General features: G+C 69.7%; 19 protein-coding genes. 8 read left to right on the top strand and 11 right to left on the bottom strand.

Going from position 1 to position 21,303, the window contains the following annotated elements; all coding sequences use genetic code 11:
• Positions 1 to 17: 17 nt before the first annotated feature.
• The 5 genes from ABDW59_RS02555 to ABDW59_RS02535 all read right to left on the bottom strand — a co-directional run bounded on the left by ABDW59_RS02555 (position 18) and on the right by ABDW59_RS02535 (position 4,787).
• Positions 18 to 854, bottom strand: a complete 837-nt coding sequence (locus ABDW59_RS02555; protein ID WP_343627848.1) for a putative hydro-lyase — start codon at positions 852 to 854, stop codon at positions 18 to 20.
• Between the two features lie 122 nt (positions 855 to 976).
• Positions 977 to 1,909, bottom strand: a complete 933-nt coding sequence (locus ABDW59_RS02550) for a LysR family transcriptional regulator (protein WP_343627846.1) — start codon at positions 1,907 to 1,909, stop codon at positions 977 to 979.
• 82 nt (positions 1,910 to 1,991) lie between these two features.
• Positions 1,992 to 3,536, bottom strand: coding sequence for an ammonium transporter (gene amt / locus ABDW59_RS02545; RefSeq protein WP_343627844.1), 1,545 nt, complete (start codon positions 3,534 to 3,536; stop codon positions 1,992 to 1,994).
• Positions 3,537 to 3,650: 114 nt separating this feature from the next.
• Positions 3,651 to 3,989 (bottom strand): P-II family nitrogen regulator, encoded by a 339-nt coding sequence (gene glnK / locus ABDW59_RS02540; RefSeq protein WP_261758615.1) that lies wholly within the window; start codon positions 3,987 to 3,989, stop codon positions 3,651 to 3,653.
• 63 nt (positions 3,990 to 4,052) lie between these two features.
• Positions 4,053 to 4,787: a TorF family putative porin gene (locus tag ABDW59_RS02535; RefSeq protein WP_343627839.1), complete on the bottom strand. Its 735-nt coding sequence runs from the start codon at positions 4,785 to 4,787 to the stop codon at positions 4,053 to 4,055.
• 276 nt (positions 4,788 to 5,063) lie between these two features.
• On the opposite strand from ABDW59_RS02535, the gene ABDW59_RS02530 reads away from it, so the two are divergent.
• Genes ABDW59_RS02530 through ABDW59_RS02520 form a run of 3 tightly spaced genes read left to right on the top strand, consistent with a single transcriptional unit; the run spans position 5,064 to position 7,704 of the window.
• Entirely contained in the window at positions 5,064 to 5,603 is a 540-nt protein-coding gene (locus ABDW59_RS02530) for a hypothetical protein (RefSeq protein ID WP_343627837.1), read from the top strand.
• A gap of 30 nt (positions 5,604 to 5,633) precedes the next feature.
• Positions 5,634 to 6,152, top strand: a complete 519-nt coding sequence (locus tag ABDW59_RS02525; RefSeq protein ID WP_343627836.1) for a hypothetical protein — start codon at positions 5,634 to 5,636, stop codon at positions 6,150 to 6,152.
• Between the two features lie 34 nt (positions 6,153 to 6,186).
• Positions 6,187 to 7,704, top strand: a complete 1,518-nt coding sequence (locus tag ABDW59_RS02520) for a YifB family Mg chelatase-like AAA ATPase (RefSeq protein ID WP_343627835.1) — start codon at positions 6,187 to 6,189, stop codon at positions 7,702 to 7,704.
• Between the two features lie 23 nt (positions 7,705 to 7,727).
• On the opposite strand, the gene ABDW59_RS02515 is transcribed toward ABDW59_RS02520, so the two are convergent.
• Both ABDW59_RS02515 and metH read right to left on the bottom strand, forming a co-directional pair.
• Complete coding sequence (locus ABDW59_RS02515) at positions 7,728 to 8,399, bottom strand: glycine zipper 2TM domain-containing protein (protein ID WP_343627834.1); 672 nt, start codon at positions 8,397 to 8,399, stop codon at positions 7,728 to 7,730.
• A 240-nt stretch (positions 8,400 to 8,639) separates the two neighbouring features.
• Positions 8,640 to 11,414, bottom strand: coding sequence for a methionine synthase (metH, locus tag ABDW59_RS02510; protein WP_343627833.1), 2,775 nt, complete (start codon positions 11,412 to 11,414; stop codon positions 8,640 to 8,642).
• Positions 11,415 to 11,543: 129 nt separating this feature from the next.
• Between metH and ABDW59_RS02505 the strand changes: the two genes are divergently transcribed.
• A complete protein-coding gene (locus tag ABDW59_RS02505) occupies positions 11,544 to 12,749 on the top strand; it encodes a phosphohydrolase (protein WP_343627832.1) in 1,206 nt (401 codons plus the stop codon).
• Between the two features lie 18 nt (positions 12,750 to 12,767).
• On the opposite strand, the gene ABDW59_RS02500 is transcribed toward ABDW59_RS02505, so the two are convergent.
• The 4 genes from ABDW59_RS02500 to ABDW59_RS02485 are packed head-to-tail and all read right to left on the bottom strand — an operon-like array spanning position 12,768 to position 16,218.
• The gene (locus ABDW59_RS02500; protein WP_343627831.1) at positions 12,768 to 13,847 is read right to left on the bottom strand and encodes a homocysteine S-methyltransferase family protein; all 1,080 of its coding nucleotides are present in this window, start codon (positions 13,845 to 13,847) and stop codon (positions 12,768 to 12,770) included.
• 22 nt (positions 13,848 to 13,869) lie between these two features.
• Positions 13,870 to 14,550: a pyridoxamine 5'-phosphate oxidase family protein gene (locus ABDW59_RS02495; protein WP_343627830.1), complete on the bottom strand. Its 681-nt coding sequence runs from the start codon at positions 14,548 to 14,550 to the stop codon at positions 13,870 to 13,872.
• The gene (locus ABDW59_RS02490) at positions 14,547 to 15,200 is read right to left on the bottom strand and encodes a DUF4197 domain-containing protein (RefSeq protein WP_343627999.1); all 654 of its coding nucleotides are present in this window, start codon (positions 15,198 to 15,200) and stop codon (positions 14,547 to 14,549) included. Before ABDW59_RS02490 ends, ABDW59_RS02495 begins: the two co-directional genes overlap by 4 nt.
• Positions 15,201 to 15,204: 4 nt before the next feature.
• Positions 15,205 to 16,218, bottom strand: a complete 1,014-nt coding sequence (locus ABDW59_RS02485; protein WP_343627829.1) for a fumarylacetoacetate hydrolase family protein — start codon at positions 16,216 to 16,218, stop codon at positions 15,205 to 15,207.
• A 21-nt stretch (positions 16,219 to 16,239) separates the two neighbouring features.
• Between ABDW59_RS02485 and ABDW59_RS02480 the strand changes: the two genes are divergently transcribed.
• The 4 genes from ABDW59_RS02480 (at position 16,240) to ABDW59_RS02465 (ending at position 21,283) form a co-directional block, all read left to right on the top strand.
• Positions 16,240 to 17,376, top strand: a complete 1,137-nt coding sequence (locus tag ABDW59_RS02480; RefSeq protein ID WP_343627828.1) for a hypothetical protein — start codon at positions 16,240 to 16,242, stop codon at positions 17,374 to 17,376.
• 195 nt (positions 17,377 to 17,571) lie between these two features.
• The gene (locus ABDW59_RS02475; protein WP_343627827.1) at positions 17,572 to 17,874 is read left to right on the top strand and encodes a DUF3567 domain-containing protein; all 303 of its coding nucleotides are present in this window, start codon (positions 17,572 to 17,574) and stop codon (positions 17,872 to 17,874) included.
• A gap of 92 nt (positions 17,875 to 17,966) precedes the next feature.
• Positions 17,967 to 20,276, top strand: a complete 2,310-nt coding sequence (locus ABDW59_RS02470) for an ATP-binding protein (RefSeq protein ID WP_343627826.1) — start codon at positions 17,967 to 17,969, stop codon at positions 20,274 to 20,276.
• Between the two features lie 38 nt (positions 20,277 to 20,314).
• On the top strand, positions 20,315 to 21,283 hold the full coding sequence (locus ABDW59_RS02465; protein ID WP_343627825.1) for a TraB/GumN family protein: 969 nt from the start codon (positions 20,315 to 20,317) through the stop codon (positions 21,281 to 21,283).
• Positions 21,284 to 21,303: the final 20 nt, after the last annotated feature.

Raw genomic sequence — 21,303 nt, 5'->3', positions numbered from 1 at the left:
TCGGCGCGCGTCGGGGATCAGGCCTCGACGAGATCGCGGTTCATCAGGTCGGTGACCAGCATGTAGCCCGGCGCATGGGTGATGCAGAAGGGCGGACGGGCCGTGGCGATCGCCGATTGCGGCGTCACGCCGCAGGCCCAGAACACAGGCAGCTCGCCGTCGCGGATCTCGACGGCGTCGCCGTAATCGGGCGTCGCGATGTCGCGGATGCCGATGCGCGAGGGATCGCCCAGGTGCAGCGGCGCGCCGTGCACGCGCGGCAGACGCGCGGTGATCTGCACGGCGCGGATCGCGTCGGCGGCGCTCAGCGGCCGCATCGACACCACCGTCGGTCCGCGGAAGACGCCGGCGGCCTGGGTCTCGATGCTGGTGCGGTACATCGCGACATTGCGGCCCTGCTCGACATGGCGCAGCGGGATGCCCTCGGCCAGCAGCGCATGCTCGAAGGAGAAGGAGCAGCCGATCGCGAAGGTGACCAAGTCCTCGCGCCACCAGGCGCTCACGTCGGTGGGCTCCTCGACCAGCTCGCCGTGGCGCCACACGCGGTAGCGCGGCACGTCGCTGCGAATGTCCAGATCGACGCCCAGCGCGGCCAGCGTGGGATCGCCGGGTTCGCTCACGCCCAGCAGCGGGCAGGCTTGCGGATTCAGCGCGCAGAAGCGGCGGAAGTCCTCGGCCTGGGCCGCCGGCAGGACCGCGAGATTGGCCTGCACGTACTCGGCGGCCAGGCCGCTGGTGTGGCCGACGAAGCCGCCGCGGCGCGCGGCGAGTCGAACATCCAGCGCGCTCGATGCGGCGTCGAGGCGGTGGTCCTGCGGGCGGGCGGAGGTCCGGCTGGCGAGGGAGGAGGTCATGGCGGATCGCTGGGGAGGCGGGTCGATGCGACGCATTGTGGGAGTCCGCCCGGCTCCGGATCCAACGCAAATTTTCCCGCGTCGCTCATCGATTTTTTCGATGAGCAAAGCAGCCCTTCCGCTTAGCCGCCGCGCGCGTCCGCGGCCATGCGGGCTTTCCCGGACGGCTTGCGCCGCGTGACGAAGTCCAGCGCGGACTGCAGCACCGATTCGGTGAGCTGGGAGCTCGGATCCTCGCGATAGCTGGCGTGGATGGGCAGCGGCACCAGGTCGGTGTCGCTGCGCAGCACGCGCAGCGACGTCCGCTTGGCGAGCTGCTCCGCCACCGCTACCGGCAGCGTGGCGATGCCGAAGCCGCCCTCCACCAGCTGCACCATCGCGGAGATCGACGAGATCGCATGCACCCGCGGCAGCGGCAGGCCCGACTCCTGGAACATCTGCAGCAGCGCTTGATGCGGCTGCGAGCCGCGCTGGAAGGTCAGCAGGTCGTGGCCGGCCAGATCGGACAGTCCGTAGCGGCGCTTGGTGTGCAGATCCGCGCGGCCGACGAAGCCCATGGGCATGGAGGCCATGGCCCGCGTGCGCACCCCGCCGGCGTCGGCCGCCGGAATCGCCGCGAAGACCAGATCCTGCGCGCCGCGGCGAACCTGGTCGACCAGCACGGGCGAGGTCTCGACGGTGAGTTCCAGCTCGAAGTCCGGATTGCCGGCGCGCATCTCCTGCAGCCAGCCGGTCAGCCAGCTGTGCACCACGGATTCGATCGCGCCGATGCGCAGCGTCACCGGCCGCCCCGCCCCGCCCGCGCCGCCCATCTCCTCCTTCACCTGGCGCTGCACCTCCAGCAGCCGCTGCGCCAGCGTGTGGAAGCGCTGGCCCGCGACGGTCAGCCGGAACTGCTTGTCGCGCCGGTCCAGCAGCACCACGCCGAGTTCCTCCTCCAGCGACGCGATGCGGCTGGACAGCGCGGACTGCGTGAGGTGCAGCTTCTGCGCCGCCCGCGTGACGCTGCGCAGCGAGGCGGCCCAGTGGAAGGCTTCGACAAAGCGGAGATTCATGGCGGCGGATTATGGGCAGCGCTCCGGCGAATGAAAAAAGCCGCCCCGAGGGGCGGCTTGAGCGATTGCAGGAGCGCTCGTTTTACTTGTGATACGCGGTCTCGCCGTGCGACGTGATGTCCAGGCCCTCGCGCTCTTCCTCTTCGGAGACGCGCAGACCGATGACCAGGTCGACGATCTTGAAGGCGACCACCGAGACCACGCCCGACCACACGACGGTCAGCAGCACGGCCTTGGCCTGCGTCAGCACTTGCGAGGCGATCGAGTAGGCGTCCGGCGCGATCGCGGCGGCCGTCACCCAGTCGCCGACGGCCGACGGGCCGCCCAGGTTGGGCGAGTTGAACACGCCGGTCAGCAGCGCGCCGATGATGCCGCCCACGCCGTGCACGCCGAAGACGTCCAGCGAGTCGTCCGCGCCCAGCAGCTTCTTCAGACCCGACACGCCCCACAGGCAGGCGAAGCCGGCGATCAGACCGATCACCAGACCGCCGCCGATGCCGACGTTGCCGGCGGCCGGGGTGATGGCGACCAGACCGGCCACCGCGCCCGAGGCGGCGCCCAGCATCGAGGCCTTGCCCTTGAGCAGCGCCTCGCCCACGCACCAGGCCAGCACGGCGGCGGCGGTGGCGAACAGCGTGTTGATGAAGGCCAGGGCGGCGAAGCCGTTGGCTTCCAGCGCGGAGCCGGCGTTGAAGCCGAACCAGCCCACCCACAGCAGCGCGGAACCGACCATCGTCAGCGTCAGGCTGTGCGGCGTGAAGGCTTCCTTGCCGTAGCCGATGCGCTTGCCGACCATGAAGGCGCCGACCAGACCCGCGACGGCGGCGTTGATGTGCACCACGGTGCCGCCGGCGAAGTCCAGCGCGCCCCATTGCCAGATCAGACCGGCCTTGCTGTTCATCTCATCGACCACGGCGGCCGAGGTGTAGGCGTCCGGGCCCATCCAGAACCAGACCATGTGGGCCATCGGCGCGTAGCTGAAGGTGAACCAGATGACCATGAACAGCAGCACCGCGCTGAACTTGATGCGTTCGGCGAAGGCGCCCACGATCAGCGCGCAGGTGATGCCGGCGAAGGTGGCCTGGAAGGCGGCGAAGACGATCTCCGGGATCACCACGCCCTTGCTGAAGGTCGCGCCGTTGGCGAAGGTGCCGGCGACGTTGTCCCACAGGCCCTTCATGAACAGCCGGTCGAAGCCGCCGATGAACTTGTTGCCCTCGGTGAAGGCCAGGCTGTAGCCGTAGATGGCCCACAGCACGACGATCAGCGAGAAGGTCACCATGACCTGCATCAGCACCGACAGCATGTTTTTGCTGCGCACCAGGCCGCCGTAGAACAGCGCCAGGCCGGGGATGGTCATCAGGATCACCAGCAGGGTGGAGACCATCATCCAGGTGGTGTCGCCCTTGTTGGGCACCGGGGCCGGCGCGGCGGCGGCCGAGGCGGCGTCCGCGGGGGCGGAGGCGGCCGGAGCCGCGACGGCGGCGGCGGCGGGCGCGGCGCTGGCGGGCGCGGCCTCGCTGGTGGCGGCCACGGGCGCGGAGGCCGCGTCCTGGGCCATGGCCGCGGGGGCCAGGCCGGTGAAGGCTGCCGCGGCCAAGGCCAGGCAGGCGAGTAGTTTCTTCATGGTCGGGACTCTCTTCGTTGGATCTTGGGGATCGGCGGGCGCGGTTCCCTCGAGGACCGCGGAGACTCGAAAACGGTGGGCGTGGATCAGGACGTTTCGCTCAGGGCGCGGCGATCAGAGCGCGTCCTGGCCGGTCTCGCCGGTTCGGATGCGGATGACCTGGTCCAGCGGCGAGACGAAGATCTTGCCGTCGCCGATCTTGCCGGTGCGGGCGGCGTTCTCGATCGCCTCGATCACCTGCTCGACGACGCCGTCGGAGACGGCGGCCTCGATCTTGACCTTGGGCAGGAAGTCGACGACGTACTCGGCGCCGCGATAGAGCTCGGTGTGACCCTTCTGGCGGCCGAAGCCTTTGACCTCGGTGACGGTGAGGCCCTGCACGCCGATGGCGCTCAGGGCTTCGCGCACTTCATCCAGCTTGAAGGGCTTGATGACGGCGGTGATCAGTTTCATGGCGATTTCTCCTCGACGGACGGGCGGCGCGGCCGCGCCTGGCGCGACCGGCCGGATTCAGATTCAGAAGACCTTCTTGACCGAGACGACCACGCCGTTCTTGCCGAGGTCCTTGCCCTTGCCGCCGATGTAGGCGTCGGTGCTCGTGGCGACGAAGCCGGCGCCGAAGGTCAGGCCGTACCAATCCTTGTTCACCGTCAGCGAGTAATCGGTGTAGCTGAAGGCGTCGTTGCGCTTGACCCACTGGTGGCCGATGTGCGGCGTGACGGTGAAGCCGCTGCCGACATCGAAGGTCGCGCTGAGATCCAGGTAGCCGGAGTTCTTGGAATCGCTGAAGCCGAACAGGTTGCTGATGCTGTGCGAGTACTTCAGCGTAGCCGGGCCGTAGCTGACGGCGCCGTAGAGCTCGTTGGTGTTGGCGCTGGTGGGGAGCTTGTTGCTGGGGTAGTTGTAGCGCAGGAAGCCGACGTCGACGGTGACGCCGCCGCCGACCTCCGTCTTGTAGCCGGCGTAGGTGTCGATCTCGACGTCGGCGTCGCCGCCGCCGTCCTTGATCCACTTGATCGTCGAGGCCCAGGCGCCGACGTAGAAGCCCGAGGAATGGGCGTAGTCAACGCCGCCCTGCAGCGCCGGCTTCAGGCGCGTCTGGGAGATGCCGCGGTAGCGGTAGTCCGAGGTCACGCTGAGGTTGAAGGACAGCGGGTTGGTCTCCTGCGCCAGCGCCGGCAGGGCGGTGGCGGCGAGGGCGGCGGCCATGGCGGCGGCGCGGACGGTGACACGGACGGCGTGGGTTTTCATGCGCGAGGGCTCCTGGAGGTTGGGGGCGTACTGCGATCACGGCAGGCTTTGCAGCTTTTGTGCCAGGGCGCACCGACCGCCCATCGGCCCCAAAGCGGCCCATGACGCGACGAATCGTTGCGGTCAACGCCCCGTCAAGCCCCCATGCGCACCAAAACCATGCGCGAGCGGGGGGTGGGCACCCCCGAGAAATGCCCCAACAGGGTGCTAGGCGTGAAACCGGCCGCTCGGGACACTGGCGGCCTTGCGTCCGGGATGGGCGCTCAGGAGCCATGAATGCAAGGAAACGACGTCGTCGATGGGGTCCAGGTGAAGTGGCCGGTGGATCTGTCGCACATGCGGCCGGAGGACGCAGCCGAGTGGCTGGTGGCGCGGTATGGCGGGGGGGTGATGCCGATCAAGCCGGAGCTGATCGCGCAGCACCTGGGCGTGAAAGTCGGAGAGCTGACCGTTCAACCACTTGGCTCGGTGACGGTCGATCCGGAGGGGATCCTGTGGATCCTCGTGGATCTCTCGATTCATGTTTATGAGCAGAGATTTGCCGTTGCGCATGCCCTCGGACAGATCGTCCTGAGACAAGTTCGCCCCCCTGCCTGTCCGTGGGAGCTCTGTGAGCGCACCTCCAGCGAGCCCGTGGAGACACCCGATCAGCCGCCTGCACGTTTCGCCGCCAGCCTGCTGGTGCCGCGAGAAGACCTCCGCTGGTGCGTGACGAGCGGCTGGATGAGGAATGCCGCGCAGATCGAGAGGACGCTCTGCGTCCCCATGTCCCTGCTCAACTATCGCTACGCACAGTTGCTGGCCGAGCGCCGCTGATGCCGCTGGTCCTGAAGTCGAGGAACCGCCATGTCACCTTCCCCAACCCCAGCCCTGACCAGTTCGGTGGGGTCGCTCTCGCCGCTCACGCAGGAGGACCTCGCACGGGATGCCACCGACGCACGTGCCCGACTTTGCTTCCGCACCTTGTCGCTGTGCCTCGCCGCGTTCGTTCTGATCCTGGTGTCAGCCAGCCTGCACACCGTCACGGTCGCCCTCGTCGAGGGGCAGCGCGCCATGCCCGTGGAATCGCTGGGGGTGATCCCGGCGGAGTTGATCAACGCAGCGGCCGGATCGGAGGAGGCCGTGAGCCGCGTGAGCAGCTGGCCGAGCGCCCTGGTGGCCGCCATCACCGCGTTGCTGGTCGCCGACGTCGTGCTGGCGATCGGCTTGATCAGGGCCACTTTCAGCATGCGGGTGAACGTCGACAGATCGCCGAGCCCCGGGGGCGCCGCCTTGTCCGGGGGGCCCAACCTGCCGGGCGTGGAGTTGCTGAAAGCCGTTACCGAGGCATTCACGACCGTCCTGAACGGCGTGAACAAGCGTTGAAGCACGCGATCCCTCGCAGGTTCTGGTCGTCCCCATGTCCCTCTCCATCATCCACAGCCGCGCCCTCGACGGCCTGTCCGCCGCCGCGGTGGACATCGAGGTCCATCTGGCCAACGGGCTGCCGAGCTTCACGCTGGTCGGACTGGCGGACCTGGAAGTGAAGGAGTCCCGCGAGCGCGTACGCGCAGCGCTGCAGAGCAGCGGGCTGGACTTCCCCGCCAACAAGCGGATCACGGTCAACCTGTCGCCGGCCGATCTACCGAAAGAGGGCGCGCGCTTCGACCTGCCGATCGCGCTGGGTCTGTTGGCGGCGAGCGGTCAGATCGATCAGGACCTGCTGAGCAACGTCGAGTGCGCGGGCGAGCTGGGACTGTCCGGCGAGCTGCGCCCGGTGAAGGGCGCCTTGGCGATGGCGCTCGCGCTGCGCGCCGCCAAGCTCGATCGCGAACTGATCCTGCCGCGCGGTTGCGCCGACGAGGCGGCGCTGGTGCAAGGGCTGGTCGTGAAGGAGGCAACGCATTTGCTGGACCTGGTGAACGCGCTGCAGGCAAAGTCCGATGCGCCGCTCACCCGCGTTCAGCGCGACCCGCCGCCCGCCAGCGACGCGGCACTGGATCTGCGCGACATCAAGGGCCAGTCCGGTCCCAAGCGGGCGCTGGAGATCGCCGCCGCGGGCGGATTGAGTCTGCTGCTGGTCGGCCCGCCCGGCACCGGCAAGTCGATGCTGGCGCAGCGGCTCCCGTCCTTGCTGCCGCCGCTGTCGGAAGCGGAGGCGCTGGAATCGGCGGCGCTGCTCAGCGCCAACGGGCAGTTCCGGCCGTCGCAATGGGCGCGACGCTCATTCCGGGCGCCGCATCATTCCGCGTCGGCGGCCGCGCTGATCGGTGGGGGATCGCCGCCCCGTCCCGGCGAGATCACCCTCGCTCAACACGGGGTACTTTTCCTGGACGAGCTCCCCGAGTTCCAGCGCATGTCGCTGGAGGCGCTGCGGGAGCCGCTGGAGACGGGCCGCATCCACATCTCGCGGTCCGCGCATCAGGCTGATTTCCCCGCACGGTTTCAACTCGTCGCCGCGATGAACCCCTGCCCTTGCGGCCACCTGGGCAATCCGCACAAGGCCTGCCGCTGCTCGGCGATGGAGATCTCGCGTTATCAGGGGCGGCTGTCCGGGCCGCTGCTGGATCGGATCGATCTGACCGTGGAGGTGCCGATGCTGTCGACCGCCATCCTGTCGGCCTCGGCGGATGGAGAGCCCAGCGCGGTGGTGGCCGCCCGCGTCGCCGCCGCAAGGCGGCGCGCGGTGAACCGTCAAGGATGCGCGAACGGGCTGTTGAGCGCGGCGCAGTTGGATGAGCACCTCGGCATGGCGCCGGAGGCCGAGGCGCTGTTGCATCGCGCCTCCGCGCGTCTGGCCTGGTCAGGACGGAGCTTTCATCGCGTGCTGCGCGTCGCGCGCACCGTCGCCGACCTGGCTGGGAGCGAGGCGGTGCTCGGCATCCACATCGCCGAGGCGATCCAGTGGCGCCGGGCGCTGCCGGGCAGGGAGGATTGAACGGCGGAGAAGACCGCCGACGCTTACTGGCGGATCAACTGACCGTCGCTCACACGGACCACGTCGCCGCTCTGCACGCCTGGGTCGTGGCTGAACGTCATCGTGCGGCTGCTCTGGTCGGCGTTGCGCATCTTCACGACCCAGACCGTGGTGCTGCGCTGGCGCTTCTCGATTTCGTTGCCGGCGTAGCCGCCCGCGACCGCGCCACCCACCGTGGCGATCTTCTTGCCGGTGCCGCCGCCGATGGCGCTGCCCAGCAGGCCGCCCACGACCGCGCCACCCACCACGCCGATGCCGGAGCCCTGGCCCTCACGGGCTTCGGTGCGCACCGACAGCACTGTCGCGCAGCTTGCGCACAGGCGCGATTCCTCGCGCGGCGCGACGCCGGACGAGCCGTTGCCGTAACCCGAGCCGCTGCCGGCTGCGCCGCTGTCGTCCCGCGGGCGCTGCGACACCTGGCGGCGGTCCATGGACTCGTTGGCCGAGCGCTTGGCGGCACGGGCCTCATCGGCCGCATTCGCGCCGTTGCGATCCACGATGTTGGACTTCTCGTCCTGCGGCTGCGTCATCGCCGCCAGCGGCGCGTCAGGCGCCGAGGGAGCGGACTGATGTCGGCCCGCGAAGAAAGCAGCCACGACCAGAACGGCCGCCCCAACGGCACCGGCCGCGATCTTGTGATTGGTAGTCATCGCCATGATTCACCTCTTATGGTTTTCCCCTAGCTCGGGGGACGGGCGAAGAATGCCACGCTGTTACAAGTCCGGGCACGCCGAATCTGTGCCTTTTGTAAACGGCTGAAACGCCGCCTGTAGGACAAGGCCGCGACACGCGGTTTTCGTTGCCCGACGGCATCGATTCGCCAATGAAAACGCCCCCAGGTTGGGGGCGTCGGAGCGGAGTTCGGGGACGGCTCAACCCGCTCGGACCGATCGCTATCAGCCCAACTGCGGCGCGAGCGCGCGACGGGCCTCGCTCTCGTCCATCGCCATGCGAGCGGCCCAGTCGGCGAGCTGATCGTCCCCGATGCGGCCGACGTTGAAGTAGCTCGACTCCGGATGCGAGAAGTAGAAGCCGCTGACGCTCGCCGCCGGCGTCATCGCCATGCCCTCGGTCAGCTGCATGCCGATGTCCTCGGCCTGCAGCACGCGGAACAGGTCCCGCTTGACCAGATGGTCCGGGCAGGCCGGGTAGCCCGGCGCCGGGCGGATGCCGCGGTACTGCTCGGCGATCAGCTGCTCGTTGCTGAGTGCCTCATCCGGCGCGTAGTGCCAGAACTCCTGGCGCACCCGCTGGTGCAGGCGCTCGGCGAAGGCTTCGGCCAGGCGATCGGCCAGGGCCTTCAGCATGATCGCGGAGTAATCGTCCAGATCGTCGATGAACTGCTTTTCCTTCTTGTCGACACCCAGGCCCGCGGTCACCGCGAACAGCCCGATGTAATCGGGGACCGTGCCCTTGGCCGCGATGTAGTCCGCCAGCGCGCGATTGGGGCGGCGAACGCCGTCCACCACCGGCCGCTCCGACTGCATGCGCAGTCCGCGCCAGGTCATGAGCACCTGGCTGCGCGACTCGTCGCTGTAGATCTCGATGTCGTCGTCATTGACCTGCGCGGCGGGGAACATCCCCATCACGCCGCTCGCCGTCAGCCAGCGGCCTTCGATCAGGCGCTGCAGCATGCGCTTGCCGTCGCTGAAGACGCGCTGCGCCTCGGTGCCGACGACCTCGTCCTTGAGGATGGCCGGGAACGGCCCCGCCAGATCCCAGGTCTGGAAGAACGGGCCCCAGTCGATGCACTGCGCCAGCTCGGCCAGGTCGTAGTTGCGGAACTGGCGCTTGCCGATGAAGCGCGGCACGGGCGGGACGTAGCTGGTGAAGTCGACGCGATGCTTGTTCGCGCGGGCCTGCGCCAGCGTCACCAGCGGCGTCTGCTTCTTGTTGGCGTGGAGCTGGCGGACCTGCTCGTAATCCGACTTCAGCTCGTCGATGAAGCGCGTGGCGCGCTCGTCCGACAGCAGGTCCGAGCACACGCCCACCGAGCGCGACGCGTCCGGCACGTAGACCACCGGACCCTCGTAATGCGGAGAGATCTTCACCGCCGTGTGCACGCGGCTGGTCGTCGCGCCGCCGATGAGCAGCGGGATCTTCTTGACGCGGAAGTAGTCGTCGCGCTGCATCTCGGCGGCGACGTACTGCATCTCTTCCAGACTCGGCGTGATCAGGCCGGACAGGCCGATGATGTCGGCGCCCTCGACCTTGGCCTTGGCGAGGATGTCCTGGCACGGGACCATCACGCCCATGTTGACCACCTCGAAGTTGTTGCACTGCAGGACCACCGTGACGATGTTCTTGCCGATGTCGTGCACGTCGCCCTTCACCGTCGCGATGACGATCTTGCCCTTGGAGCGCACGTCCGCGCCGGCCGCGGCCATCTGGCGCTTCTCTTCCTCGATGTAGGGCACCAGGTGGGCGACGGCGGACTTCATCACCCGCGCGCTCTTGACCACTTGCGGGAGGAACATCTTGCCGGCGCCGAACAGGTCGCCGACCACGTTCATCCCGGCCATCAGCGGACCCTCGATCACGTGCAGCGGCCGGCCGCCATTGGCGCGGATGGCCTGCCAGGCTTCTTCCGTGTCCTCGACGATGAAATCGGTGATGCCGTGGATCAGCGCATGCGAGAGCCGCGCGGTCACGTCGTTGGCGCGCCAGGCCAGCTTGGCGCTGTCGTCCTTGGCCGCGCCCTTGACCGACTCGGCGACCTCGAGCAGCCGCTCGGTCGAATCCGGCCGGCGGTTCAGGACCACGTCCTCGACGCGCTCGCGCAGGTCGGCGGGGATCTCGTCGTAGACGCCGACCATGCCGGCGTTGACGATGCCCATGTCCATGCCCGCCTGGATGGCGTGGTACAGGAACACGGTGTGGATGGCCTCGCGCACCGGCTCGTTGCCGCGGAAGCTGAAGGACACGTTGGACACGCCGCCGCTGACCTTGGCGCCGGGCAGGTGCTGCTTGATCCAGCGCGTGGCCTCGATGAAGTCCACCGCGTAGTTGTCGTGCTCCTCGATGCCGGTGGCGATCGCGAAGATGTTGGGGTCGAAGATGATGTCCTCGGGCGGGAAGCCGACCTCATCGACCAGGATGCGGTAGGCGCGCTCGCAGATCTCGATCTTGCGCTGATAGGTGTCGGCCTGGCCGCGCTCGTCGAAGGCCATCACCACGGTGGCCGCGCCGTAGCGGCGGATCAGCCGGGCCTGGCGGCGGAACTCGTCCACCCCTTCCTTCATCGAGATCGAATTGACGATGCCCTTGCCCTGGATGCACTTCAGGCCGGCCTCGATCACGTCCCACTTGGACGAGTCGATCATGATGGGCACCCGCGCGATCTCGGGCTCGGAGGCGATCAGGTTGAGGAAGCGCACCATGGCGGCCTTGCTGTCGAGCATGGCCTCGTCCATGTTGACGTCGATGACCTGGGCGCCGTTCTCGACCTGCTGGCGGGCGACGCTGAGCGCCTGCTCGAAGTCCCCGTTCAGGATCATCCGCGCGAAGGCCTTGGACCCGGTGACATTCGTCCGCTCGCCGACGTTGACGAAGAGCGTTCCCGCGCCGATGGCGACGGGCTCCAGGCCCGAGAGTTTCATCGGCGGAACGGCGGCGGTGGGCGATTTTTCGGACATCGGGGCGGACACCTGGGCTGGCCGCGAACACGGCATTGCGGCTGACGGAAACGGCGTGCATTCTACTGGTCCGACCCACTTTCTTCGTGCCGGCAGCCCGCCCGGCGCCGGGCCCGCGCTTATGCTCGCCCGCGCCGTTCGACACTCCGACAACGACAGAACGACGTGGAACTCGTCCAACTTCCCCCTCTCAGCCTGCGCGTGGGACAGGTGCTGAGCTTCTCGCTGCGCGACGCGGCGGGCCATCTGCTGTTCGCCTCGGGCCATCCGCTGCCCGACACGCCGCAGGTCCGCGACCTGATCGCCCGCGGCCCCTACGTCTACGCCCACGAGACGCGCGAGTACCAGCGCGCCCTCGCCCACAAACTCGACACGATGATGCTGCAGGGCGCGTCGATGTCGGAGCTGGCCAAGGCCAAGCCCGACTTCAAGCCCACCGACACGGTCCGGCTGGCGCCGCGCACCGCGCCGGCCCACGGCGCGATCTGGGCCGATCTGCAATGGCATGCGCAGCAGGTGCTGCGCGATCCGACGCGGCCCGACTTCCTGGTCCGGCTCACGCAACTGCTGGACACCGTGCTGATGCGCCTGAGCCAGCAGCCCGACGCCTCGCTGGCGCTGCTCATCCACGACGCCGGGCAGGAGGCGCTGGACTACAGCGCCCGCCATGCGCTGCTGTCGCTGGCCCTGTGCGAGCTGACCACGCGCCAGCTCGGCTGGGACGAAGGCCGGCGACGCGCGCTGGGGCTGGCGGCGCTGACGATGAATCTCGGGATGATGCGGCAGCAGGACGAGCACGCCCTGCGCGCCGAGCCGCTCACGGCCGAGCAGCGCGATCGGCTCGCCGGTCACGGCGACCGCGCTGCCGCGCAGCTGCTGGCGGCGGGCGTGGACGACGAGGCCTGGCTGGCCGCGGTGCGGCTGCACCACGACGCCGGGCCTGGCCCGCTGGCCGGGCGCTCGGACGGCGAGGCGATGGCGCGGCTGCTGCGCCGCGTCGACCTCTACGGCGCGCGCATCAGCCCGCGCCGCAATCGCCGTGCGTTGTCAGCGGCGCAGGCGGCGCGCGCGGTCTATCTGGATGAACTGCAGCAGCCCGACGAGGCCGGCGCCGCGCTGATCAAGGCGATCGGACTCTATCCGCCGGGGTCGCTGGTGCGGCTGACCAGCGGCGAAGAGGGCATGGTGCTCAAGCGCGGCCACAGCGCGAGCGAGCCCCTGGTGGCCTCGCTGGTCGGCCGCAGCGGCACGCCGCTGACCGCGCCGGTGCTGCGCGACACGCGATTGGCGGCTCAGGCCATCATGGCCAGCCTTGCGCCGCATGAGATGCGGCTGCGCATCCACATGGACGCGATGCTGAAGCTGTATTGAAGCGCTTGTCGAGAAGCCTCAGGCCTCGGCGCCTTCGACCAGCTCGCTGAAGAGCTTGCTGCCCCAGCGGCGCGGCTGGTAGGCCGAGACCTTCTGCGCGATGGCGCGGATGTGATCCGGCGTCGTGCCGCAGCAGCCGCCGGCGATGTTCAGGAAGCCCGCCGAGGCGAACTCGCCCACCAGGCGTCCGGTCACGTCCGGCGTCTCGTCGAAGCCGGTCTCGCTCATCGGATTGGGCAGACCGGCGTTGGGATAGCAGGAGATCGCCGTGTCCTCGGCGGCCTTGCACAGCTCTTCGATGTAGGGCCGCATCAGCGCCGCGCCCAGCGCGCAGTTCAACCCGATGGCCAGCGGCCGCGCATGCCGCACCGAGTGCCAGAAAGCCGTCACCGTCTGGCCCGACAGGATGCGGCCGGAGGCGTCGGTCACGGTGCCGGAGATGATCACCGGAAGCCGCTCGCCGGTGTCCTCCATCAGTTCGTCCAGCGCGAAGATCGCCGCCTTGGCGTTGAGCGTGTCGAAGATGGTCTCGACCAGGAACAGGTCCACGCCGCCCTCAAGCAAGCCTTTGGCCTGCTCGTAGTAGGCGGCGCGCAACGTGTCGAAATCGACGTTGCGGGCGCCGGGGTCGTTGACGTCCGGGCTGATGGACGCGGTGCGCGGCGTCGGGCCGAGCGCGCCGGCCGCGAAGCGCGGCTTGTCCGGCGTGCTGAAGGCGTCGCAGGCCTCGCGCGCCAGGCGCGCGGCGGCGATGTTCATCTCGTAGGCGAGTTCCTCGAGGCCGTAATCCTCCTGCGCCACGGAGGTCGTGCCGAAGGTGTTGGTCTCGATGATGTCGGCGCCGGCGTCCAGGTACTGGCGGTGGATCTCGGCGATGACCTCGGGCTTGGTCAGCACCAGCAGGTCGTTGTTGCCCTTGAGGTCCTTCGGGTGATCCGCGAAGCGCGCGCCGCGGAAGTCTTCCTCGGTCAGCTTGTAGCGCTGGATCATCGTCCCCATCGCGCCGTCCAGGACGGCGATGCGGCTGGCCAGGATGTCGGGCAGCGCGGCGCCGCGGGTGTAGCGGATGGCGGGACGGGAAGCGGTCGGGGCGTTCATGGGCCTGATTGTAGAAAACGCGTCAATACATCGTGCGGCGCTGGCGTTCCTCGAGCTCCGCGTCATAGGCGGCACCGTCCACGCGCGGGCTCAGCGCCGCGAGGATGGACCCGGTCGACGGCAGGGCCGAGCGCTCGATGCGGCGATCCGGATTCCAGAGCTCCGAGCGCTTGACCGCCCGCGCGCACTGGAAGAAGACCTTGCGGACCTCGATCACCAGCACCGACTTGGGCAGTTGGCCCTCGACGACAAAGCGCTCCAGCAGCGCGGGCGCCGCGCTGATGCGCGCCTGGCCGTTGACGCGCAGGCACTCGCCGATGCCGGGGATCAGGAACAGCAGTGCGACCGCCGGGTCGTGGAGCACGTTGCGCAGGCTGTCGATGCGGTGATTGCCGCGGCGGTCGGGCAGCAGCAGGGTGTTGGGATCGGCGATCTCGACGAAGCCGGGCCCGTCGCCGCGGGGCGAGGTGTCCAGCCCGTTCTGGCCGCGAGTGGCCAGGATCGCGAAGGGCGAGGCTTCGATGAAGGGCCGGTACAGCGGGTGCACGTGGTCGCACTCCTTGTCCAGCGTGGCCGGCGCGGTGGGGGCCGCGTACACGTCGCGCAGCGCATCCAGCGTCGCCAGGTCGTGGGCGAGGTCCCGCCAGGGCGCGTCGTCCGCGGGCGCGACGGCGGCGATCGACACGGCGTCCCGCGCGCTCATCCGCCGAAGACCTTCTTGAGGATGGCGCTGCCGGTGCCGATCGGGTCCTGGCGGATCTTCTTCTCCTCCTGGCCGATCATGAAGTACAGCCCGTCCAGCGCCTTGTCGGTGACGTAGGACTGCAGATTCGCGTCCTCCTTGCGGACCAGACCGAAGCCGGCGGCCTTGCCGGCCACCGCGTTGTACTTCTCGCTCAGCGACTGGCGCTCGGTGGCCTTGGTCACGATGGGCAGGAACTTCGTGCTCAGCGGGCTGCGGGTCTTGTCCTCGAAGAAACGGGTCACCGCGTCATCGCCGCCGCGCACGATCCTCAGCGCGTCCTCGACGCTGATGTTGCGCACGGTGCTCACCAGCAGCTGGCGCGCCTCGGGCATGGCCTGCTCGGCGGCGCGGTTCATCGAGGTGATCAGGTCGTCGATGCGCTTGCCCTGGCCGGTGGTGCGCAGCAGCCGGGCCGCGTCCTTGAGCGCGCCCGGCAGCTCGATGCGCACCTGCGGATTGCCGAGGAAGCCGTCGGTGCGGCCCAGATTGGTCAGCGCCGCCTGGGCGCCGCGCTCCAGCGCGGCACGCACACCCGAGGCGGCGTCGGATTCGCTCAGCCCCAGCGCCATCGCCCAGGGCGAGGCCAGGCCCGCGCCCAGCAGCGCCATCAGGTCACGTCGCGGCAGCGACTTCAGCATCGGGGTCCGCATCGGAGTCTCCTTTCTCAACCGTTTCGGCTTCATCGTCCAGCGGCGGCTCGTCGTCGTCCGCGCCGGCGTCATGATCGGGCTCGGCGAGGTCCATGTCGATGGCGCCGAAGGGGCCGGGCCCGTCGCCGAGCTTGAACTCGATGCGCAGGCTGTCGCCGGCTTCCAGCGTCACCGGCTTGCCGCCGCCGGGCATGCCCGCGCCGACCAGCGTGCCGGCGCGCAGCGGCCGGTTGCGGGCCGCCTCGGCCAGCAGATCGCCGAAGGACCACTGCATGCCGGCCTTCGCGTCCAGCACCGCCTGCTTGCGGCCATTGCGCATCAGCTGCAGCTGCAAGGCGGCGCGGCCCAGGTACCAGGCGCCGGTCAGCTCATCGGGCGTCACGGCCACCGGGGCGAACTGCAGCGCCGGCCGGCTGTGCATCGCGGGCAGGCCGCCGGCGAGCTCCTCCTGCTGCACCGGACGCAGCACCCAGTCGTTCACCAGCATCAGCAGCCGAACGGCCTCCAGCGCCTGCGACGGCACCGCGCCCTGCGGCACGTCGGCGGTCAGCACGGCGAGTTGAGCTTCGGGCTCCAGTCCCGGCATGCCGCGCAGCGCGGGGGTGTCCGCCGGACCCAGCATCGCCTCGGCGCCGCCGGCGCGCAGCAGCGGCGCGCTCAGCCGCTCGGGCCAGGCGATGCCGCGCTCGCGCAGCGCGCGGCCGTGATCGGGATAGGCGTCGCCGGCGATCCAGGCGGACGGCCGCGGCAGCGGCGCCAGGCATTGCTTGGGGTCGAACGCGAACGCGTGGCGGGCGCGGCCCTGGTTGAGCGATTGCGACAGCGCCTCGAGCTGAGGCGCCATGAAATTCCAGTCGTCGAGCACCTGTTGCAGGCGCGTCGCGATGCCGTTGGCATAGCATGCCTGGCTCAGGTCGCGCGACACGACCACCAGCTGGCCGTCGCGGGAGCCGTCGCGGTAGGTTGCGAGTTTCATTGTTGTCGAGCAGTCATCGTCGTGCAGTCGTCAGCGGCATTGTCACCTCAGGTTCGGATCGGCCGCGGCGCCCAGCGCGCGATGCGGCGCAAGGCCTTCGCCCTGGCCCTCGCCGCCGCGCTCGCGCTGCATGCCTGGCTGCTGACCGGGCTCGCGCGCGAGACACCCCCGCATGTCGTCGCGCCCTCGCCGATCGCCGCCCGCCTCACCGCCGACCTCCCGGAGCCCTCCCCCGATCCCGTCGATCCCGTCGAGCCTGTGCCGCCGTCCGACCCGAGCACACCGCCGAAGCGAGCAACGGAACCCGTAGCACCCAAGGCGACGGCGCAGGCGAAGGCGCAAGCCAAGGCGGATGCGGCGGGAGTGGAGAAGCTGGTCGAAGTCAAAGAAGAGGGCTCGTCGGGGAGGCCGCCTGAGCCGGTGCCCTCCGAGCGATTTGCGGAGAACGCGTCGCTATGCGGCGCGGGCGGAGCGTATGAGCGAGCGGGGGCACCGGCTCAGGCGGCCGGGTGCTCGGTCGAGTGGCGTCCGACGCCGGCGTTGTTGGCGCTCCCGCTACACGGCGAGGGAGGATTGGCCTACGCGTTCACGATCAACGGCCAGCCTGGCCAGGCCACCTTGAGCTACGAGATCGACGCGAACCGCTACACCTTGACGCTGGAGCGCCGCGCCGGTTCCCGCGACATGCCGGTCTGGCGTAGCGAGGGCCGCACCGGCCCCTGGGGAATGGAGCCCGAGCGCCACCGCGTCATCCGTTCCGGCCGGGACCGCGAGTTGCTAGTGTTCGATCGCAGCCGTGGCGCCTCCGCGGCAACGCTGCTGGCCGGCGCCCGCGCCTATCCCCTGCCCGCGGGCACGCAGGACCGTCTGTCCTGGTGGCTGCAACTGGCCGCGATGATGGCCACCGAGCCCGACCGGCGACTCGGTCTGGTGCTGCGCGTGCCCGTTGCGAGTGCGCAGGGGGTCCATTTCTGGGATTTCGAAGTCGCCGCCCGCGACGGCGACCGCTGGCTGCTGCGCCGGGAGGCGCAACGCGGCGCGGGTCGCCCCGCCCTGCAATGGGCCGTCTGGCTGGACGGTACGCGGGGTTTTCTCCCCGTGGATCTGCGTTTCAGCCTCGACGACGAGGAGCAGTGGGCCCTCCGCTTGCTGGAGTAGCTCGGCGACGTCCCCTCGAACGCGGGGCGGCGTGTGATCGACTTGGCACCGTCCGTGCGTTTGGCGCCACTTGGGCGCGGGGTCATGCGGACCGTTCACCGCAAGTTCTGCCACCATGGGGTCATGGTCTGGTTGGGAGCGACGGGACTTGATTCCGTCGCGGCAGGCCATAACTCCTGACGCAAAGGAGTCTTTATGTACATGCTCTACGACTCGCCGAGCTACATCGTCGTCCAGTTCGATGTGCCGGTCGCTCCGACCGCCGGGGACACCGCTCACGCGGCCCGCAGCGAGGTGACCCCGCCATCGCTGCAGCGCGACGGGTTCGAGATCGTCGACAAGGTCTCGCGCAAGGAGATCTTCATCGAAGGCGCCCTCGCGCAGACCTTCCAGGAAGGGGTCGAGGCGCTGATCGAGCAAGGCCCCGACGTCGAGGACCTGGACGCCTTCATCTCCCAGTACGCCAACCTCGGCCACCAGCCCGTCGTGATGCATTGACCTCCCCGCATTGAGGCTCACGGTACCCGGGCCGCGTCACCCGGGGCCGGGGCTTGTCCTGAATCGTCTCGTGCGCCAAGATTGCCCGCACCATGGGCAAGCGCGCACAGCCCCCGCTGTCGTCCCCCGGACTCGCCGACAGCCCGGTGCTGGACCGCATGTGCTCGCACTTCGTGCTGACGCTGACGGTTCGCCACGCCAACCGCTTCAACCCGCGCCGCGACCTCAGCGGTCTGCTCGCGCTCACCGCCCGCCATCTCGTCTGGCCACCCGCCGTGCTGGCGCGGGTACGGCTGTATCTGGGCCGTCGTTGCCAGGGGCATGCGCTCTGGGCCGGCCATGAGCAGCTCAGCGACGCCGCTTTCCTCGCCCGCCACGGCGTCTGGCGCGGCCCCTTCGCCGAGGCCACCGTCTTCTTCTATCTGGACGAGTACATCAAGGACGCGCCCAAGGACCTGCTCGCCCTGCTCTGCTGCACCTGCGAGGCGCTTGATCGCCAGCTGCGCCGGCAATCGACGCTGATCGAGCAGAACATCGACATCCTCGGCCGCCTGCTGCAGCTGAACGCCGCCGAGCGCGCGCTGCTGCTCTACGGCACGCTGGCCCGCTATCAGCGCGAACTGCGCGGCGCGCTGGTCGAGTTCAAGGTGAACACCGCGCAGGAGGCCTTCGCGGTGATCGCCGAGGTCGCCGGCGTCGATCCGCACGAGGTGGCGGAGGCGCTGCGCGCCGGCTCGCGGCTGGAGCGGGTCGGCATGGTCGAGAACCTGATCGCCGAACACAACATCACCGACCTCTCCGACCTGATGAAGGTCAGCGAGCAGCTCCCGCCCGTGCTGATGCGCGAGTACCAGGGCCCGCAGGACCTGATGGCCGTCTTCACCCGGCCAGTCACGCCCAGCCCGCTGCAGCGCGCCGATTTCGAGTTCGTCGCCGAGGATTTCAGTTTGCTCGCCGCGCTGCTGCGCAACGCGGTCGCGCAAGCGCAGCCCGGCGTCAACGTGCTGATTTACGGCCCGCCGGGCACCGGCAAGACCGAACTGGCCAAGGTCGTGGCGCGCGAAGCGGGCCTGGCGCTCTACGAGGTCGAGTACGCCGATCGCGACGGCAACGCGCTCAGCGGCCGCGACCGCTATCGCTCGCTGCAGATCAGCCAGGTCTTCCTGAAGGCCAGCCGCGACGTCGCCCTGCTGTTCGACGAGGTCGAAGACGTCTTCCCCCATCTGAGCGGCGACGCCACGCACTTGATGGCGCGGCTGGACGCGGCGCTCGAGATGCCCGCCTCGATGGCGGTCAACGGCAAGGCCTGGGTCAACCAGATCCTGGAGAGCAACCCGGTCCCCGTGCTCTGGATCACCAACCGCATCGAGCACATCGACCCCGCCTTCCGGCGCCGCTTCCAGTATCACCTGGAGCTGCGCTCGCCGCCGCCCGGCGCGCGGCTGGGCCTGGTGCGCAGGGCGCTGGCGGAGCTCGTCGTGCCGGAGGGCTTCGCCGAACGGCTCGCCGAGCGTCCCGGTCTGACTCCGGCGCAGGTGCGCACGGCGGTGCGCTTCGCGCGGCTCGCCGCCGAGGCCGGCTTCGCCGGCGACGCCGACGCGAACGAACGCCTGGTGTGCCGCCAGCTGGCCCATGCCGACAAGGCGCTGGGCCAGGGCGACGAGCCGGTGCCGACGCGGCCGTCCGTGACGCGCTACGCGCTGGACCTGATCCATTGCGAGTCGCGCTTCCCGCTGCCGCGCCTGATCGAGGCGCTGCGCCGCCGCGGCTTGGGCACGTTGTGCTTCCACGGCCCGCCGGGCAGCGGCAAGACGGCGCTGGCCGAGCACATTGCCGCCGAGCTGGAACGGCCGCTGATGATCAAGCTGGCCAGCGACCTGATGTCCAAGTACGTCGGCGAGACGGAGCAGAACATGGCCCGCATGTTCGAGGCGGCCGCCGCCGAGGGCGCGGTGCTGCTGCTGGACGAGGCCGACAGCTTCCTGCGCAGCCGCCGCATGGCCGAGCGCCATTACGAGGTCAGCGAGGTCAACGAGATGCTGGCCGGCATGGAGCGCTTCGCCGGCCTGTTCATCTGCACCACGAATGCCTTCGACGATCTGGACGAGGCGGCGCTGCGGCGCTTCGGTTTCAAGATCCGCTTCAAGCCGCTGCGGCCGGACCAGCGCCTGCTCATGTTCGAGCGCGAAGTCGGGGTGGCGCCCGATGCGGCGACGGCGGACCGGCTGGCCTTGCTGGACGCGCTGACGCCGGGCGACTTCGCGGCGGTGCGGCAGCAGGCGGAGATCCTCGGCGAGGCCCTGTCGCCGCAGGAATTCCTGACGCTGCTGGAGGCCGAGCATCGCGTGAAGCCCGAGGTCCGGCAGCAGCGCCCGATGGGCTTTCGCGCGGGCGAGGCCTGACCCCGGCGGGCGGCGCGTTCTGTGGCATCGTCCCGTCCATGCCGATTTGCGCCCTCCTCCGCTCACTGTCTCGCCGTGCGTTGCGCGGCATCGGCGGCGTCCTGATCGCCGGCGGCCTGTGCGGGCCGGCGATCGCGGCGCCGGTCTGCCCGCCGGAGCCCGCCGCACTGTCCGCCGAACGCCTGGCCGCGCAGGCGCGCGACCGCGGCCTGATGTGGTCGCTGACGCGCGACGGACGCACCTCGTATCTCTACGCCAGCCTGCACGTCGGCAAGCCGGCCTGGGCGGCGCCGGGGCCGCGGCTGCGCGCCGCGCTGGAACGGGTGGACGCGCTCGCGTTGGAGCTCGACCCGCTGGACCGCGAGGCCTGGAAGATGCCGCCCATGCCCGCGCTGCCACTGGACGCCGCCACGCAGCGCCGGCTCGATGCGCAGGCCGCGGCCGTCTGTCTGCCGCCCCAGGCGCTGGCCAGCCTGCATCCCTTGCTGCAGACCAGCACCTACATGCTGCTGCGCGCGCGCACGCTGGGACTGGATGTGCGCTACGGCCAGGAAATGCTGCTCAGCCAGTGGGCCCGGGATCGCGGCCTGCCGGTGCTGGCGCTGGAAACGCTGCAAGGCCAGCTCGACGCGTTGCTGCCCGCCGACCCGGCCGCCGCGGCCAAGGAGTTGCAAGCCAATCTGCGCCAGCTGGAGCGCCCCAAGTCGCTGCTGCGCACGCTGGACCAGATGGTCACGGTGTGGGATCGCGGCGACCTCAAGCGGCTGGACCGCTACGCCGACTGGTGCGATTGCGTCAGCGACGCCAACGACCGCGCGACGCTGCAACGGATCAACGACAGCCGCAACCCCCATCTGGCGGACCGGGTCTCGGAATTGCATCAGGCAGGGCAGACCCTGCTGGTGGCGGTCGGCGCGATGCACATGACCGGCGCGCAGGCGCTGCCGGTGCTGCTGCGCGAGCGTGGCTTCGAGGTAACCCTGATGCCGCGTTCGCCGTCGCGGTGACGGACTTGCGGCACACTGAC

The organism is Roseateles sp. (assembly GCF_039595295.1).
Lineage (GTDB): Bacteria > Pseudomonadota > Gammaproteobacteria > Burkholderiales > Burkholderiaceae_C > Roseateles.
Note: the sequence above shows the minus strand (reverse complement) of the source record. Positions and strands in the feature narration are given on the sequence as shown.